The organism is Streptomyces sp. NPDC047072, from assembly GCF_040643855.1.
In the GTDB taxonomy this organism is placed as follows: domain Bacteria; phylum Actinomycetota; class Actinomycetes; order Streptomycetales; family Streptomycetaceae; genus Streptomyces.
Map to the genome: position 1 here is coordinate 1 of NZ_JBEYVC010000230.1, position 15,558 is coordinate 15,558.

Below are 15,558 nucleotides of genomic sequence, written 5' to 3' on the forward strand. Positions count from 1 at the left end.
CGGGTGAAGGTGAACTCCTCGACCTGGGCCGGTTCGATGATCGGCAGCAGGTAGTCCAGGACCGCGTCGGGATCCAGCTCTATGGACTCCTTGACAAACGCACCAATCAACCCGCTGCGGAGGACGGCGCGGACTCCGGATAAGGTAAGGCTTGCCTTAGCGGATCCAGGTATTCCGGAGTAGTCGTGCGTGCAGCAGCAGTGAAGGTCGTTCTGGCCGCGTCCGTTGTGGGAGGGCTGCTTGTCGGCTGCTCGTCGTCCCAGGGCGGCGAAGGCTCCGCGAAGGAGCCGAACGCTGTGATGGGAGCCTCCGTCGGGCCGTCCGCCGCGCCCAGTGGGCTCGCCGACGGCATGGGCTCCGACCAGGGCACCGACGGGGCCTTCCCCCGGACCGTCACCCACTTCGAGGGGAAGACGACGATCAAGGCCGCGCCCGAGAAGGTCGCCGTGCTCAGTACCGGGCAGCTCGACGACCTGCTCTCCCTCGGCATCGTCCCGGCCGCCACCACCCGCGCCGACAACGCCGGCCTCGTCCCCGGCTACCTCGCGGACGCCTTCCCCGCCGCCAAGAAGAAGCTCGCCGGCATGACCGACGCCGGCACCCGGCAGGCGCCCAACCTGGAGACCCTCGCCGCCGCGAAGCCCGACCTCATCCTCGCCAACGACTCCCTGGGCGACCTCTACCCCAAGCTCTCCAAGATCGCGCCCACCGTGATCACCGCGGGCAACGGCATCAACTGGAAGCGGGACCTGCTGCTCGTCGGCGACGCCGTCGGCAAGGGACAGGCCGCGCGGGCACTGCTCGACGACATCGTCGCCGACGCCCGGAAGAAGGGGGCGGACATCAAGACGGACCAGGGCTCCCCCACCGTCTCCATGGTCCGCTTCACCCCCGACCGCACCCGCATGTTCGGCGTCTCCTCCTTCACCGGGTCCATCGCCGTCGACATGGGCCTCGACCGGCCCGAGTCCCAGCGGTTCACCGCCATTTCGCAGGACATCGGCGCGGAGAGCATCGACACCGCCGACGCGGACTGGATCTTCTACTCCGTCCAGGGGGACCGGCGGAAGACCGACGCCGCGAGCGTCCTCGCCGGACCGCTGTGGAAGTCGATGAAGGCCGTACGGGCCGGGCACGCCGTCGCGGTCGACGACGACCCCTGGTACCTCAACGCCGGTCCCACCGCCGCGCGTCTCGTCGTACGACAGCTCACCGAGCACCTCGCCAAGTGAGACCGGTGAAGCCGGTGAGGTCCGTGAGGTTCATGAGACCCGTGAGGTCCCTGAACCCTCTGCGCCACCTGGTGTGGCCGGCCGCCCTCCTCGCCGTCGCGCTCACCGCCCTGCTCAGCCTCGCCGTCGGCACCCGCGCCGTTCCGCCGTCCGCCGTCGTCGACGCGCTGCTGCACGGCGGTTCGTCGCCCGACGCGCTCGTCGTACGGTCCCTGCGGGTGCCGCGGACCGAGATCGGACTGGTCGCCGGGGCCGCGCTCGGGGTCGCGGGCGCCGCGCTCCAGGCCGTCACCCGCAACCCGCTCGCCGACCCCGGCATCCTCGGCCTGAGCCAGGGCGCGGCCGCCGGGGTCGTCCTAGCGATCGCGTTCGGGCTCGCGAACGGCTTCTCCGGGTACGTCTGGTACGCCTTCGCCGGTGCGGTGCTCGCCGCGTGTGTCGTGTACGGCATCGCCGCGCGCGGTCGGGGCGGCGCGTCGCCGGTGAAGCTGGCACTGGCCGGGACCGCGCTGGCGGCGATGACCGCGGGGGCGACGACCGTGGTGCTCACGTCCAGTTCGGCCACGCTCGATCAGTTCCGGTTCTGGCAGGTGGGGGCGCTCGGCGGGCGGGACGCGGGGACGGTCGTACGGATGCTGCCGTTCTTCGTGGTCGGGGCGGTGCTCGTGTTCGGGTGTGCTCGGGGGTTGGACGCGTTGGCCCTCGGCGATGAGACGGCTCGGGCGCTGGGGCATCGGGTGGCTGTGGTGCGGGGGGTTGCTGCGGCGGGGGCGACGTTGCTGACGGCGGCGGCTGTTTCCGCGGCGGGGCCCATCGCGTTCGTGGGGCTTGCGGTGCCGCATGTCGCGCGGCGGGTGACGGGGGGTGGGTATCGGGGGGTGTTGCCGTTGTCCGCGTTGCTCGGAGGTGCGTTGTTGGTGGGGGCCGATGTGGTGGGGCGGGTGGTGCGGGCTCCTGCGGAGGTGCCGGCGGGGGTGATGACGGCGCTGGTGGGGGTGCCGGTGCTGGTCTTTCTTGTGCGGCGGAAGGGGGGTGTGGGGTGACGCGCGGAAGGATCCGGTGCGGCGCCGTTGTGGCTGGTCGCGCCCACGCGGCGGTAGCCGCAGATCCAACACAGCCCCGCGCCCCTAGGGCGTCATCGCATCTCCTTCTCAGACCATCGCCCGGTACCTCCCTTCTTCTTCATCGGCGGTCCGCCCTCGTCGTCCTCGGGCTCCTCCTCGTCCTCTGCACCCTCGTCCTCGCCTCCGCCTCCCTCGGTCAGACCTACGTCTCCCCCCGCGACGTCTGGGACACCCTGCGCACCGGCGCCGGGCCCCACGCTCTCGTCGTGGGCGAACTCCGCGTGCCCCGGATCGTCGTCGGGGTCCTCGTCGGTGTCGCTCTCGGGCTCGCGGGCGCGCTCGTGCAGACCGTCACCCGGAATCCGCTGGCCAGTCCTGATGTGATCGGGGTGGGGCACGGGGCCGCCGCCGCGACCGTGCTGGCGCTTGCCACGGGGGTCGTCCGCTCACCCGGCGCCCTGCCGCTCGTGTCCGTCGCCGGTGGGCTCGCGGCCGCCGCGCTCGTGTATGTGCTGGCCTGGCGGCGCGGGATGCAGGCGAGCCGGTTCGTGCTGACCGGTGTCGGGATCGGGGTCGCGCTCTCCGCCGTCGTGCAGCTGTACCTCGCCGACTCCGAGCTGGAGGCCGCCGAGCAGGTCAAGCTGTGGCTGACCGGGAGTCTGAACGGGCGGGGCTGGGAGCAGGCGGGGCCCCTGGCCGTCGTACTCCTGCTGGCGGCGCCCACGCTGGTGTGGGCGAGCCGGGTGATGCGGCCGCTCGGGCTCGATGCGGACACGGCGGCGGCGCTCGGGGTGCGGGTGCAGCGGGCGCGGCTCGGGCTCACCGTCCTCGGTGTCGTGCTCGCTGCCACCGCGACCGGGGCCGCCGGGCCCATCGGGTTCGTCGCGCTGACCACGCCGCAGCTGGCCCGTCGGCTCACCCGGACGCCTCAACTGCCGCTGCTGTGCTCGGCGTTGACGGGCGCGGTCGTGCTCGTCGGCGCCGATCTGGTGGCCCGTACGCTGCTGCCGCCGCTGGAGATCCCGGTGGGCGCGCTGACCTCGCTGGTCGGGGGGCCGTATCTGCTGTGGCTGCTGGGGCGAAGAGACAGCGGACGGACGCGGTGAGGGCCCCGGAGCAGTGCGGCTCCGGGGCCCTCGGTCAGGAGGCGATCAGGGGATCGCCGTCACGGCGCGACCGTCAGATCGTCGCCGTGTCGATCACGAACCGGTACCGCACATCGCTGTTCACGACCCGCTCGTACGCCTCGTTGACCTCGGACGCGGCGATCAGCTCGATCTCCGCGCCGAGGCGGTGCTCCGCGCAGAAGTCCAGCATCTCCTGGGTCTCCTGGATACCGCCGATGCCGGAGCCGGCGAGGGTCTTGCGGCCGCCGATCAGCGAGAAGAGGCCGAGGGAGATCGGCTCCTCGGGGGCGCCGACGTTCACCAGGGCGCCGTCGACCTTGACCAGCGACAGCAGCGCGCCGAAGTCCATCGGTGCGGAGACCGTCGAGACGATCAGGTCGAAGGTGCCGGCCAGCTCCTTGAAGGTCGCCTCGTCGCTGGTGGCGTAGTAGTGGTCGGCGCCCAGCTTCAGGCCGTCGTCCTTCTTGCGCAGGGACTGCGAGAGGACGGTGACCTCGGCGCCCAGCGCGTGCGCGATCTTGACGCCCATGTGGCCGAGGCCGCCCAGGCCCACGATCGCGACCTTCTTGCCGGGACCCGCGCCCCAGTGCTTGAGCGGGGAGTAGAGGGTGATGCCGGCGCAGAGCAGCGGTGCGGCCACGTCCAGGGAGAGACCGTCGGGGATGCCGACGACGTAGTTCTCGTCGACGACGATCTTCTCGGAGTAGCCGCCGTAGGTGGGCTCGCCGTCCTTGTCGAGGGCGTTGTACGTGCCCACCATGCCGCCGCCGGTGCAGTACTGCTCAAGGCCGGCCTTGCAGCTCTCGCACTCCCGGCAGGAGTCGACCATGCAGCCGACGCCCACGCGGTCGCCGACCTGGAACTTCGTCACGCCGGGGCCGACCTCGGAGACGATGCCCGCGATCTCGTGGCCGGGGACCATCGGGAAGATGGCCTCGCCCCAGCCCTCGCGGGCCTGGTGGATGTCGGAGTGACAGATGCCCGCGAACTTGATGTCGATCAGCACGTCGTGCTCGCGGACCGCACGGCGCTCGATGGTGGTCCGCTCCAGGGGGGCCTTGGCGGCGGGAGCGGCGTATGCGGCGACAGTGGTCATGAGGTGGGGTTCTCCTCGAAGGGGGTCGCGCCCGGCTGCCTTCTGTCCGGGCACGACCCCAGCATGCCGTACGGATCACCGTCCACCCAGGTCACAGCTCTGCGTACGTCCGCGGGTCCTACTACTGGCGGGGACAGGATGATGGGCGTACGACCAGGAATACTGGGCGTATGGACGAACTCTCGGAGGACCGGCCCGGCGGCGGCCCGCTGGACCGGCGTGCCGAGCTCAGCGAGTTCCTGCGCACCCGGCGGGCCCGGCTGAAGCCGGAGGACGTGGGACTGCCCGACTTCGGGCGGCACCGCAGGGTGCCGGGGCTGCGGCGCGAGGAGCTGGCGCAGCTGGCGGGCGTCTCGGTGGCGTACTACACCAGGCTGGAGCAGGGCAACGGACGCAACGTCTCGGCGGAGGTCCTGGACTCGATCGCCCGCGCGCTGCGGCTGAGCGACGCCGAGCACGCGCATCTGATGCACCTGGCGAAGCCGAAGTCGCACAAGAAGAAGCAGGCGGCGCGGACCGAGCAGGTGCGTGCTGCGCTGCGGCAGCTGGTGGACTCCCTGGAGGTCCCGGCGTACGTCGTCGGACGCCACTCCGACATCCTGATCTGGAACCGGATGGCCGCGGCGGTCTTCGGGGACTGGTCGGAGCTGCCGGTGCAGGAGCGGAACTGGGCGCGACTGGTCTTCCTCAGGCCCGAGTACCGCGAGCTGTTCGTGCCGTGGGAGCAGAAGGCGTACGACGTCGTCGGCAGCCTGCGCCTGTCCGCGGGCTGCCATCCCGACGATCCCCGGCTGTCCGCGCTGATCGGCGAACTCTCCGTGAAGAGTGAGGAGTTCAGACGTCTGTGGGCCACCCACGACGTCAAGGAGAAGAACTACGGGATCAAGCAGCTGCGCCACCCCCTGGTCGGTGAACTGACCCTGAACTTCGAGTCCTTCCCCCTCTCCGACGGCTCGGAGCAGGTCCTGGTGACGTACCACCCGGAGCCGGGCTCCCCCTCCGCCGAGGCCCTGCGGCTGTTGTCCAGCTGGGGAGCGGACGCGTTCCACACGAGCCCTCAGCCCTGATACGGCGGTGCCGCCCCCCAGTTCCACTTCGGCACCGGCTGCTCGGCCGGCGGCTTCGCGTCCGGCCCGGAGAAGTGCACCGCGAGCCGGGTGCCCCACTCGACGTAGGCGAGGAACGCCGAGCGGAACTCCGCGTCGGTGGGCAGCTCCGCCTCGTCGGCCGCGTCCTGGATGAGCTCGACCCAGCGGCGGCGCTGCCGCTCGGTGATGCCGCGGCCCATGTGCTTTGCCACCATGTGCCCGTGGCCGCCCTGGCTCTCGGAGTAGCCGGGCGGGCCGCCGAAGACCTCGGCGAGCCAGAGGGCGACGTGCTCGGCGTGCTCGGGGGCGAGGCCCGCGAAGAGCGGGGCGAGCAGGTCGTCGGCGAGGACCTTCTCGTAGAAGACCGTGGTGAGCCGGGCGAAGGCCTCCGCGCCGCCCGCCCACGCGTACAGGGTGGGCTCGGAGGAACCCCGGCCGCGGACCGTCGTCGGCTTGTAGTGCCGCATCTCCTCGATGTTCCCGGTGTACGGCCGGATCTCGGCGAGGAAGTCCTCGAACAGCTCCGACCTGCGGAAGCCCTCCAGGTGGTCCTCGGTCGACGTCCAGGTGATCCGCAGGATGTAATGCTCGAAGTCCTCCTCGCAGCGCGCCAGTTCGTAGTCGACGCACTGCGGTGCGGCCGCCAGCTGGGCGGCCGCGTGGGTGTAGGCGGACAGGAACTCCGCCGAACGGTCCTCGGGGATGCGGTACCGGATGTACTCGACGGTCTCGGTGGTCATGGGCCCACACAAACACGGAAGCCCCGCCGGAGGCTGTACCTCCGGCGGGGCTTTCGCTCACGGCCTACTCGGTGCCGCTACCGCTCACTTGCCGTAGTACGCGTTGAAGATCGTCACCGACGACTTGTTGTTCTTCTTGTCGGTGATGTTCGCCCGGAAGGAGATGGACTTGTCCTTCGCCGGGTTCTTCACGGTGATCTTGCCGCCCGAGACCGTGACCTTCTTCCAGGTCTTGCCAGAGTCGTACGACACGTACACCGTCAGGGACTTCAGGTTCGAGCCCTTGGCCGAACCCTCCACGGTCACCGGGATCTTGACCGTCTTGCCGGCCGGGGCCTTGCTGCCCAGGTCGGTGGCGGCCAGGAAGCGGGCCGTGGACGCGGGCAGCTTGGTGGCGCTGCCCGGCTTCTTCGACGTGAACGTCCAGCTCGCGTCGATCCGGGTGGACGCCGTGGCGACCTTGGAGCTGCGCTTGACCGAGGTGGTCAGCTTGTACGAGGCCTGCGCGGCCGGGACCTTGAACACCTTGTCGCCGAAGAGCGGGTCGTCGTTGGTGCCGACCTTGACGCCGTTGCGGTACAGCGTGGTCGTCACCGAACTGAACACCGAGGAACCGGCGTTGCCCTTGCCGTCCGCGAACAGCGGGACGGAGCCGTAGATCTGGTTGCCGTCACGGTAGAGACCGAAGTCGGCGGTCAGACGCGGGCCGAAGACGGCCGTGTTGAAGGTCTTCGCGTAGCTCTTGCCGCCCGCGAAGGTCTGCGCGGCGCCCAGCGTGTAGAAGGCCTCCGGGACCGGGAAGCCGTCCGCGTCGACTCCGCCGTCCTGCTCGAAGTCGAGCTGCCACTTCACCCCGTTGACGGTGGAGACGTGCAGGGTGCGGGTGCCGGGCAGCTTCTGGCTGATGCCGATGGAGCTGGCGCTGAAGCTGCCGGGCAGCCAGCCCACCGCGTTGACCATGCCGGTCTTGCCGGCCGCCGAGGCGCCCATGCCGACCTTGACCGTGGCCAGTTCGCTCGCCTTGTAGTGCTTGGTGAGGCCGGTGGCGAACTGCTTGACCTTGCCGCCCGCGGCGGTGTCGTACTGCTCGGTGGCACCCTTCGACCAGTGCCCGTCGAACTGCTGGCTGAGCGAGCCGTCGGTGATCTGCGGGCCGACGTGGGCGGTGTTGAAGCCCTCGTACGACTCCAGGAACCATCCGAAGCCGGCGCCGCCGTCGGGCGTCTCGACCTGGAAGTTCGGCGAGGCGAACTCCGACTTGGCCGCGGTGTCCGGCACGGTGATGTCGATCGGCTTGGCCTTGCGCGCGTCCAGCGTCACCGAGAGGTTCTTGGTGACGTTGAGCTTCGGCTGGACCATCCAGTCGATGCCCTTCTTGGCGTCGTCCGGGTCCACGAAGGCCGTGGACTGCAGGACGTACAGGCCCTTGGGCACGCGGACGGTGACGGTGCCGTCCTCCTCGTACGGCGTGAACCACTTGCCGTTGCCGAGGCCGGAGATACCGGTCAGGTCGGTCGAGTAGTTCTTGGTCGCACCGCCGTCCCGGCCGAGGACCTTCAGGCTGACGTCGTACGACTCCACCTCGCGGTTGACGGCCGCGGCCGTGCGCACGGTCTGGCCGCCGCCGGTCGCCGTCACGTACGCGGAGTAGGCGCCGTCGAGCGTGCCGCCCAGCTTGGTGTTCACGGTGACGTCGACGGAGGCGCTGCCGCCCGCCGGGACCGTCACGGTGGTGGCGCCCAGCTTGAAGAAGCCGGCCGGCGCGGCCTGGCCCTTCGGGTTGGTCGCCGTCGACGTCAGCTTCAGCGTGACGTCACTCGTGCCGAGGTTGCGGTACGTCAGCGGCTTGGTGTCCGGCTTGTCGTCGGTGTGCGGCCACTGCTGGGTGCCGAAGCTCACCGAGACCGGCTCGGCGATCACGGTCTGCTTGATGGCCTTGTCGACCTGGATCCGGCCCGCACCCTGCTGGAACGGGTTGTACTTGCCACCCTTGGTGGAGCCCGTGAGGGCGCCCTTCAGTTCGGCGTAGCCCCAGTCCGGGTGCTCCTGCTTGAGGATCGCCGCCGCGCCCGCGACATGCGGGGTCGCCATCGACGTACCGGAGATGGTGAGGTAGCCGGCCGGCTTCTCGCCGACCTCCTTGGCGATGAGGCTGCCGGGGGCCGCGGCGGCGGTGATGTCGACGCCGGGGGCGGTCACGTCGGGCTTGATCTGCCCGTCGAGACCGGGGCCGCGGCTGGAGAAGGACGCGAGGAGGTCCTTGTCGTCGACCGCGCCGACGGTCAGCGCGGCGGCCGCGGAGCCCGGGGAGCCGATGGTCTGGTCGCCGAAGTCGCCCTCGTTGCCGGCGGCGATGGCGAACAGGATGCCCTTGGTCTCCGAGAGCTTGTTGACCTCGGCTTCCAGCGGGTCGATCGCCGGGGTGTCGCCGCCGCCCAGACTGAGGTTGACGACGTCGGCGCCCTGCTCGGCCGCCCACTCCATGCCGGCGAGGATGCCGGAGTCGTCGCCGAAGCCGTCGTCGCTCAGCACCTTGCCGTTGAGCAGCTTCGCGCCCGGGGCCACGCCCTTGTACTTGCCGTTCGACTTCGCGCCGGTGCCGGCCGCGATCGAGGCGACGTGGGTGCCGTGGCCGAACTTGTCGGTGGCGTCGGCCGAGGTGGAGAAGTTCTTCTCCGCGACCACCTGGTCCTTGAGGTCCGGGTGGGTGGCGTCGATGCCGGTGTCCAGGACGGCGATCTTGACGCCCTTGCCGTCGTAGCCGGCGGCCCAGGCGGTCGGGGCGCCGATCTGCGGCACGGACTTGTCGAGGCTGGCCTTGCGGACGCCGTCGAGCCAGACGTGGGCGATGCCGGAGGCGGTCTTGTCGCCGTTGGTCACCGCGTCCCACAGCTCGGGGGCGTCGTCCTGCGGTGTCTGCACCGCGTCGGCGTTCAGGGACTTCAGGGCGCGGCGCAGGGTGCCCGCGTCCCGGACGTCCTCCTTGGCGGCGGCCGCCGTGCCCTGGTAGCCGACGATCACCTTCAGTCCCTTGCTCTGGGACTCGCGGGTGGCGGACTTGTTGAGCTCGGTGACGTCGAACAGGCGCTGGTCGAGCTTGCCGCTCGAGACCAGGCGGGTGACGTCGGCCGGGAGCACGTAGGTGTGCCCCTCGGCCGTGCGGAGCTGGACGGGTATGTGCTCGCGGCCCTTCGCGGGCTCCAGGCCCACGACCCGGCCCTTGGCGTCCACGACGACCCGGTCGCCGGTGATCAGGGTGATGCGGTGCTTCGCGGTGAGCGCGGCCTTGGTCGTGGCCTTGCTCGTGGACTTGGCCTGCTCGGCCTGCTGCGCGTCGGCGGAGGCCGGGCTGGTCATGCCCGCCGCCAGGGCCACGGCCGCCGCGGTGGCGATCGTGGCCGCGCATGCCTTCTTCACTTGTCTGCGCAAGATTCCCCCTTGCTGAAGATGCCAGGGGGCGGTCCGCACGCGTCACCACGTGCACCCCCCGGTGCTCGCAGTATGCCGAGGGGTGATCACGGCGTTCAATAGACAAGTCCTGTACGGCAAAGTCTGTTACAAGACCGCCGGGTTCAGGGGGAGTTCAGGATGCGGCGTTCTCCTTCACGGTGAGCTTGCCCTTGCGGATGGTGGCCACGCGCGGGGCCTTCTTCGCGATGGACGAGTCGTGGGTGACCATGATGAAGGTCAACCCCAGCTCCTTCCACATGCGTTCGAGGACGTCCATGATCTCGTCGCGCATCGACTCATCCAGGTTGCCGGTGGGTTCGTCGGCGAGGAGGACCTTCGGCTGCTTGACGAGGGCGCGGGCGATGGCGACGCGCTGCTGCTGGCCGCCGGACATCTCGGAGGGGAGGTGGGAGAGGCGTTCGCCGAGGCCGACGGATGTGAGCGCCTCGGCCGCGCGCTCCCTTCTCTCCTTCACCTTCACACCGAGGGGTACGAGAGCGGTCTCCACGTTCTCCTGGGCGGTGAGGGTGGGGATCAGGTTGAAGGACTGGAAGACGAAGCCGATGTTCTCGCTGCGGACCTTGGTGAGCCGGGCCTCGGAGAGCTTGGCCAGGTCGGTGCCGTCCAGCACGATCTCGCCCTCACTGGGCTTGTCCAGACCGCCGAGCATCTGGAGCAGGGTGGACTTGCCGCCGCCGGTGGGGCCCTGGATGACGAGCCGGTCCCCGTCGGCGATGGTGAGATCGACCCCGTCGAGGGCGTGGACGGTGTCCTTGCCTCGGGTGTAGCGCTTGGTGACGCTTCTGAGTTCGTACATGGTGAGCTCCTGGGTTTGGATCGTCTTCGGCCGCGGGCCGGTGGGGGCTGGTCGCGCAGTTCCCCGCGCCCCTTTAGGTGACTTAGCTGCGGGCAGTCGTGCCGCTGGGGCGGCACGGGTGGGCGCAGCGGCACCCGCCAAGCGGCGGCGAGCGACACCCACCCCCGACCAGCCGCAGCGGACAGTGCTACTCGACTCGCCTCAACGCATCCGCAGGCCGCAGTCGGGACGCGCGCCAACCGCCGAAGGCACCGGCGATCAACCCACCGGCCACCGCCAGCCCCACCGCGATCCCCACCGTCGTCACGCTCACCGGTGCCGTCAGGGCGACGTCCAGCGTCTTCGCGGCCGCCCTGCCGGGACCGCCGAAGCCGCCCCCGCCGCCGGGACCACCCGCACCGCCGCCTCCGCCGCCGCCCAACTGGGCTTGCAGCGTGGGGCTGATCGCCGTCACGACGTACGCCCCCGCGAGGCCCAGCGCGATCCCCAGCGCCCCGCCCAGCAGCCCGTTGACCATCGCCTCGCCGACCACCTGCCGGGTCACCCGCCCCGACTTCCAGCCGAGCGCCTTCAGCGTGCCGAACTCGCGGACCCGGCGCGAGACCGCCGAGGAGGTCAGCAGACCGGCCACCAGGAAGGCCGCGACGAGCACCGCGATGGACAGCCACTTGCCGACGTTCGTCGCGAGCGAGGACGCCGTCGACAGCGACCCCGACACGGTGTCCGCGAGATCCGCCGAGGTCGTCACCGTCGTACCGGAGACGTTCTTCTGGATCGCCGACTTGACGGAGCCGATCTTCTGCGAGTCGGTCGCCTTGACGTAGATCGTGGTGACCTTGTTCTTCGAGTCGCTGAGGGTCTGCGCCTGGGCGAGCGGGATGTACAGGTTGGCCGCCGAGTCCCCGCTGTCCGCGGTGGCGACGCCGATCACCGAGAACTTCACGCTCTTGATGGTGACGGTGGAGCCGACCTTGAGCTTCTTCTCCTTGGCGTACGCCGAGTCGACGACGGCCACCTTGGCGTTCGTCTCGGTCGTCTTGAACGTACGACCGCTGGTGATCTTCGACGAGGTCAGCGGGCCGAGGGCCGGCTTGCTGACGTCCGTGCCGTAGACCGAGTAGTTGTTGACGTCGAAGTTGGCGCCACCGCCCCGCACTTCACCCTGCGGCTGCCCGGAACTCCCGCCGTTCCGGCCGAAGCCGCCCCCTTCGTTGCCCCCGTTGCCGTTCTGCTGGAACTGGCCGCGGGTGAACTGCCCGTCGATCTTGATGACTTGGAGGCTCAGCCCGCCCACGGCCTCGGAGACGCCGCTCTGGTCGCCGACCTTGGCGACCGTGGAGGTGGCCAGGGTCTGGAAGCCCTGCACCATGACCCGGTCGCTGGACTGGGTCGTGTCGGACCCGTTGTCCTGCGCGTCGAACTGGAAGCGCGGCCGGTCCGACGAACTGGCCTGCGGCTGGGCGGCCTTGGTGACCGTCATGTCGGTGCCCAGCCCATAGAGCGACTGGAGGACCTTGTCCTGGGCCTTCCCCATGCCGGACGACACGGAACTGACCACGATGACCAGCGCGATCCCGAGCGCGAGCCCGGAGGCGACGACGAGGGCCGCCTTTCTGCGGCGGCGCAGTTCGCGCCTCAGGTAGGTGAAGAACATGGCCGCAAGCTAGGTACGGCGCGTGATGACTGGATAAGCCCTAAATAAGAGATGCATGAGAAGACTGTGCAAGACCCCGGAAACACCGATGCCGCCCCTGGGGGCGGCATCGGAAAGCTGTGACCTTCCGGTGGATCAGACCGCCGAACCGGCCTTCCAGTCCGCCCAGCTGAGGTTCCAGCCGTTGAGGCCGTTGTCCGGCGCGACCGTCTTGTCGCCGGTGTTCTTGACGACCACCACGTCACCGACGATGGAGTTGGTGTAGAACCAGTAGCCCGGCGTGCTGCTGTCGTTGGCGCCCTTGGTGTCGGACAGGCCCACACAGCCGTGGCTGGTGTTCACGCTGCCGAAGATGGACTTGGCGCCCCAGTAGTTGCCGTGCACGAAGGTGCCGGAGTTGGTGAGCCGGATGGCGTGCGGCACGTCCTTGATGTCGTACTCGGCCTTGCCGTCGTCGTCGGTGAAGCCGACGGTCGTGCCGTTCATCCGCGTCTCTTTGAACTTCTCCGACATGACCATGATGCCTTCGTAGGTCTTGTTGTCAGGAGCGCCGGCCGAGATCGGGATGGTCTTGACCGTCTTGCCGTCCTGCGTGACCTTCATCTGCTTGGTCTTCGCGTCGACGTAACTGATCTGGTTGCGGCCGATCTTGAAGCTGACCGTCTTCTGCTGGACGCCGTAGACCCCGTCGGCGCCCTCGACGCCGTCGAGCGCGAGCTTCAGCGTGACGGTCGAGCCCTCCTGCCAGTAGTCGTCCGGCCGGAAGTCGATGCGGTTGGCGCCGAACCAGTGGCCGACGACCTCCTGGCCGCTGCTGGAGGTGACGGTGATGCCCTTCTGGACGTCCGCCTTGTCGGTGATCGCCTTGTCGAAGTTGATCGAGACGGGCATACCCACGCCGACCGTGGTGCCGTTGTCCGGGGTGAACGTGCCTATGAAGCTGTTGGACGGGGAGACCGTGGTGAACGAGGCGTTCTCGTGGGCGACGCGGCCCTCGGAGTCCTTGGCCTCGGCGGCGACCTTGTAGGAGGTCGAGCGCTCCAGCTGGGCGTCCGGCTTCCAGCTGGTCTTGTCGGCGGAGAGCGCGCCCGCGACCGCGGTGCCGTCGGCGGTGGTCACCTCGACGTCCGTGAGCGTGCCCTTGCTGACGGTCACGATGCCGGAGTTGTTGATGGAGGCGTTGTCCGAGCCGTCCTTGGGCGTGATCTTGATGTCGGCCACGGAGGCCTTCTTGGCCGCCGCCTCGTCGGCCTTGGCCTGCGAGGTGTCTCCGCCGTTCGACGAGGTGTCGCCACCGTCGCTCGAACACGCCGAGAGCATCATCACCCCGCCGAGCAGAGCGGACGCGACCGCGAGGCCCCTGCGCCGCTTACTGACCGTCATCACACGCTTCTCCATCGTTGCCGGAACCCCTGGAGACCTCACGAAGTCTCCATCAATGAAACATCAGACGCCGCAGACGATTCCTCCCGTTCCCCATCCTTCACATGTGTGGGGCACGCCACGCCCGCCGGGACGCGGGTGCCCCCAGGTACCGAGCGGTCTCAGCCCGCGGCCTCTTCGTCCTCGTCCTCCTCGACATCATCCTGGTCGAGGTCCCAGTCGGGCGAATCCGGGTCGTAGTCGATCTCCTCACTGCTCCAGGACGCCTGGGCCAGTTCGACCCCCGGAACGTCTCCGACCAGGTCAAAGGGGTCGACGAGATAGGCGAGCGCCTCTGCCGTGTCTTCCGTCACAGCGCCCTCGGCATGGGCCCGCTCGTCGTCCGGCATGTCCGTTTCCTCCGCGATCCGCGCGAGCGCGGCGCCGGTCACGGCCTCCGCGTCGTCGATCTCGACGACGAGCTCCACGCGAAGCCGTACAAAACGTGATGTCTCTGCAGTACTCATGGCGGGAGCGTACGGCCCTTGCTCCACACGACTTTCCCGCGACCCGCGCCTTTCATTAGCATCGGCCCACACGGCCAATTCGCCAGCGCCACAAGGGGATCGATATTCCGTGCCATCCGCTCGCCGTCCGCTGCTGACCGCCACCGCCGCGGGGACGCTCCTGTGCGCCCTGTGGTTCGTCCCGTCCGCGGGTGCGTCCCAGGACAGCCCGGCGAGAACGGACCCCTCGGCGACCCCGTCACCCCAGGTCACAGCCCAGGCGCGAGCCGCGACGACTACCACTCGGTCGACCGGCGACGACACCCGGCTCGCCGACACCGGAAGCTTCGACACCACGCCGTACGTCATCGGCGGGAGCCTGTCCCTCGCCCTGGGCGCGGGCTTCGTCGTCTACTCGGTGCGCCGCGAACGCCTGGAGTTTTAAACCTGCTTGACGTTTTCTTGGCCTAAGCTTCATAGTCCGCACATGAAGAGATCATCGAGGGCGCGCATAGGCGCCACGGCGACCGTGAGCGTGCTGTCGCTCGCCCTCATCACGGGATGCGGCGGGGGTTCCGACGAGGACTCCGAGGACACCAAGGAGTCCACGGGAGCGTCGGCTTCGACGGGTACGGCCACCAAGGCTCTCAGCGCGGCCGAGCTGAAGAAGAAGCTGCTGACGCCGAGCGACGTCCCGGGCTACGAGACGAGCGGCACCGCCGACACCCTGCCGAAGGCCAAGAGCGAGGTGAAGTCCGCCAAGACCGAGTGCGCGCCGATCGCCTACGCGATGGCCGGCCTCCCGCCGGGCGACACCGACGCCACCGCGAGCACGCTCCTCACCAAGAGCGACACGTCCGCGAGCCCGTCCCCCGGCGCGGACATCACCTTCAACATCGAGATGACCGTGGTGGGCCTCTCCTCCTACGAGGGCGACGGCGCCGCGAAGACCCTCAAGGCGGTCTCCGACGCCGTCGCGGCCTGCGGGTCCGGCTTCGGCGCCACGCTAGAGGGCGAGAGCCAGAAGATCACCAAGGTCACCGCCGGAAAGTCCGCCGCCAAGGGCGACGAGTCCGTCGCGTTCACGGTGGACGCCGACGCGGAAGGCGAGAAGGCCACCTTCAACGTGGAGGTGGTCCGCGTAGGCGCGACGGTGGCCACCTTCTACACGGTGGACTTCGCAGCCCTGGGCTCCGGCAAGGCCGCCGCGGTACCGACGGCCCTGCTGGACGCCCAGACGGCGAAGCTCAAGTAGCCCTACGGCCGGCCGGCGGGAGGGATTGGTGCGGATGTCCCGGCGAAATGCCCTAAATATCGCATACGGCCGGGACTCCGGCGATCTCGAAGCCGATGCCCTGTGCGCCGCCGGTGATCACCGCGTTGCGGCCGTCCAGCAGTCCCATGTCAGCCCGCCCTGGCTCG

At 69.6% G+C, this 15,558-nt stretch carries 13 protein-coding genes; 6 read left to right on the forward strand and 7 right to left on the reverse strand.

The features are described from left to right. The first annotated feature begins 185 nt into the window (after nt 1-185). Genes ABZ896_RS48120 through ABZ896_RS48130 form a run of 3 tightly spaced genes read left to right on the forward strand, consistent with a single transcriptional unit; the run spans nt 186 to nt 3,402 of the window. Nucleotides 186-1,232 (forward strand): iron-siderophore ABC transporter substrate-binding protein, encoded by a 1,047-nt coding sequence (locus tag ABZ896_RS48120; RefSeq protein WP_360944190.1) that lies wholly within the window; start codon nt 186-188, stop codon nt 1,230-1,232. A gap of 32 nt (nt 1,233-1,264) precedes the next feature. Further along, nucleotides 1,265-2,275: an iron ABC transporter permease gene (locus ABZ896_RS48125; protein ID WP_360944193.1), complete on the forward strand. Its 1,011-nt coding sequence runs from the start codon at nt 1,265-1,267 to the stop codon at nt 2,273-2,275. 29 nt (nt 2,276-2,304) lie between these two features. Continuing rightward, nucleotides 2,305-3,402: an iron ABC transporter permease gene (locus tag ABZ896_RS48130; protein WP_360944196.1), complete on the forward strand. Its 1,098-nt coding sequence runs from the start codon at nt 2,305-2,307 to the stop codon at nt 3,400-3,402. A gap of 73 nt (nt 3,403-3,475) precedes the next feature. Here the strand turns inward: ABZ896_RS48130 and ABZ896_RS48135 are convergent, their stop codons facing one another. Then, entirely contained in the window at nt 3,476-4,519 is a 1,044-nt protein-coding gene (locus ABZ896_RS48135) for an NAD(P)-dependent alcohol dehydrogenase (RefSeq protein ID WP_360944200.1), read from the reverse strand. A 170-nt stretch (nt 4,520-4,689) separates the two neighbouring features. Here ABZ896_RS48135 and ABZ896_RS48140 point away from each other — a divergent pair, with 170 nt between their 5' ends. Continuing rightward, complete coding sequence (locus ABZ896_RS48140) at nt 4,690-5,586, forward strand: helix-turn-helix transcriptional regulator (RefSeq protein WP_360944203.1); 897 nt, start codon at nt 4,690-4,692, stop codon at nt 5,584-5,586. On the opposite strand, the gene ABZ896_RS48145 is transcribed toward ABZ896_RS48140, so the two are convergent. The 6 genes from ABZ896_RS48145 to ABZ896_RS48170 all read right to left on the reverse strand — a co-directional run bounded on the left by ABZ896_RS48145 (nt 5,577) and on the right by ABZ896_RS48170 (nt 14,157). Continuing rightward, nucleotides 5,577-6,347 carry an antibiotic biosynthesis monooxygenase gene (locus tag ABZ896_RS48145; RefSeq protein WP_360944206.1) on the reverse strand — a complete coding sequence of 257 codons (771 nt, stop codon included), beginning with the start codon at nt 6,345-6,347 and terminating at the stop codon, nt 5,577-5,579. The genes ABZ896_RS48140 and ABZ896_RS48145 overlap by 10 nt on opposite strands. An 84-nt stretch (nt 6,348-6,431) precedes the next feature. Beyond that, nucleotides 6,432-9,764 (reverse strand): S8 family peptidase, encoded by a 3,333-nt coding sequence (locus ABZ896_RS48150; RefSeq protein WP_360944227.1) that lies wholly within the window; start codon nt 9,762-9,764, stop codon nt 6,432-6,434. Nucleotides 9,765-9,930: 166 nt separating this feature from the next. Next, nucleotides 9,931-10,614: an ABC transporter ATP-binding protein gene (locus tag ABZ896_RS48155; RefSeq protein ID WP_360944209.1), complete on the reverse strand. Its 684-nt coding sequence runs from the start codon at nt 10,612-10,614 to the stop codon at nt 9,931-9,933. 187 nt (nt 10,615-10,801) lie between these two features. After that, on the reverse strand, nt 10,802-12,268 hold the full coding sequence (locus tag ABZ896_RS48160; protein WP_360944212.1) for an ABC transporter permease: 1,467 nt from the start codon (nt 12,266-12,268) through the stop codon (nt 10,802-10,804). A 135-nt stretch (nt 12,269-12,403) separates the two neighbouring features. Beyond that, nucleotides 12,404-13,666 carry an Ig-like domain-containing protein gene (locus ABZ896_RS48165; protein ID WP_360944215.1) on the reverse strand — a complete coding sequence of 421 codons (1,263 nt, stop codon included), beginning with the start codon at nt 13,664-13,666 and terminating at the stop codon, nt 12,404-12,406. Nucleotides 13,667-13,812: 146 nt separating this feature from the next. After that, entirely contained in the window at nt 13,813-14,157 is a 345-nt protein-coding gene (locus ABZ896_RS48170; RefSeq protein ID WP_360944218.1) for a hypothetical protein, read from the reverse strand. 109 nt (nt 14,158-14,266) lie between these two features. On the opposite strand from ABZ896_RS48170, the gene ABZ896_RS48175 reads away from it, so the two are divergent. Both ABZ896_RS48175 and ABZ896_RS48180 read left to right on the forward strand, forming a co-directional pair. Further along, on the forward strand, nt 14,267-14,581 hold the full coding sequence (locus ABZ896_RS48175) for a hypothetical protein (RefSeq protein ID WP_360944221.1): 315 nt from the start codon (nt 14,267-14,269) through the stop codon (nt 14,579-14,581). A 42-nt stretch (nt 14,582-14,623) separates the two neighbouring features. Beyond that, nucleotides 14,624-15,391, forward strand: a complete 768-nt coding sequence (locus ABZ896_RS48180) for a hypothetical protein (RefSeq protein WP_360944224.1) — start codon at nt 14,624-14,626, stop codon at nt 15,389-15,391. Nucleotides 15,392-15,558 lie beyond the last annotated feature (167 nt).

Bases quoted from the DNA above. Each gene is read 5' to 3' on its own strand.
- ABZ896_RS48160 (WP_360944212.1), bottom strand. From the start codon at position 12,268: ATGTTCTTCACCTACCTGAGGCGCGAACTGCGCCGCCGCAGAAAGGCG.
- ABZ896_RS48170 (WP_360944218.1), bottom strand. From the start codon at position 14,157: ATGAGTACTGCAGAGACATCACGTTTTGTACGGCTTCGCGTGGAGCTC.
- ABZ896_RS48145 (WP_360944206.1), bottom strand. From the start codon at position 6,347: ATGACCACCGAGACCGTCGAGTACATCCGGTACCGCATCCCCGAGGAC.
- ABZ896_RS48125 (WP_360944193.1), top strand. From the start codon at position 1,265: ATGAGACCCGTGAGGTCCCTGAACCCTCTGCGCCACCTGGTGTGGCCG.
- ABZ896_RS48135 (WP_360944200.1), bottom strand. From the start codon at position 4,519: ATGACCACTGTCGCCGCATACGCCGCTCCCGCCGCCAAGGCCCCCCTG.
- ABZ896_RS48165 (WP_360944215.1), bottom strand. From the start codon at position 13,666: ATGGAGAAGCGTGTGATGACGGTCAGTAAGCGGCGCAGGGGCCTCGCG.
- ABZ896_RS48155 (WP_360944209.1), bottom strand. From the start codon at position 10,614: ATGTACGAACTCAGAAGCGTCACCAAGCGCTACACCCGAGGCAAGGAC.
- ABZ896_RS48180 (WP_360944224.1), top strand. From the start codon at position 14,624: ATGAAGAGATCATCGAGGGCGCGCATAGGCGCCACGGCGACCGTGAGC.
- ABZ896_RS48140 (WP_360944203.1), top strand. From the start codon at position 4,690: ATGGACGAACTCTCGGAGGACCGGCCCGGCGGCGGCCCGCTGGACCGG.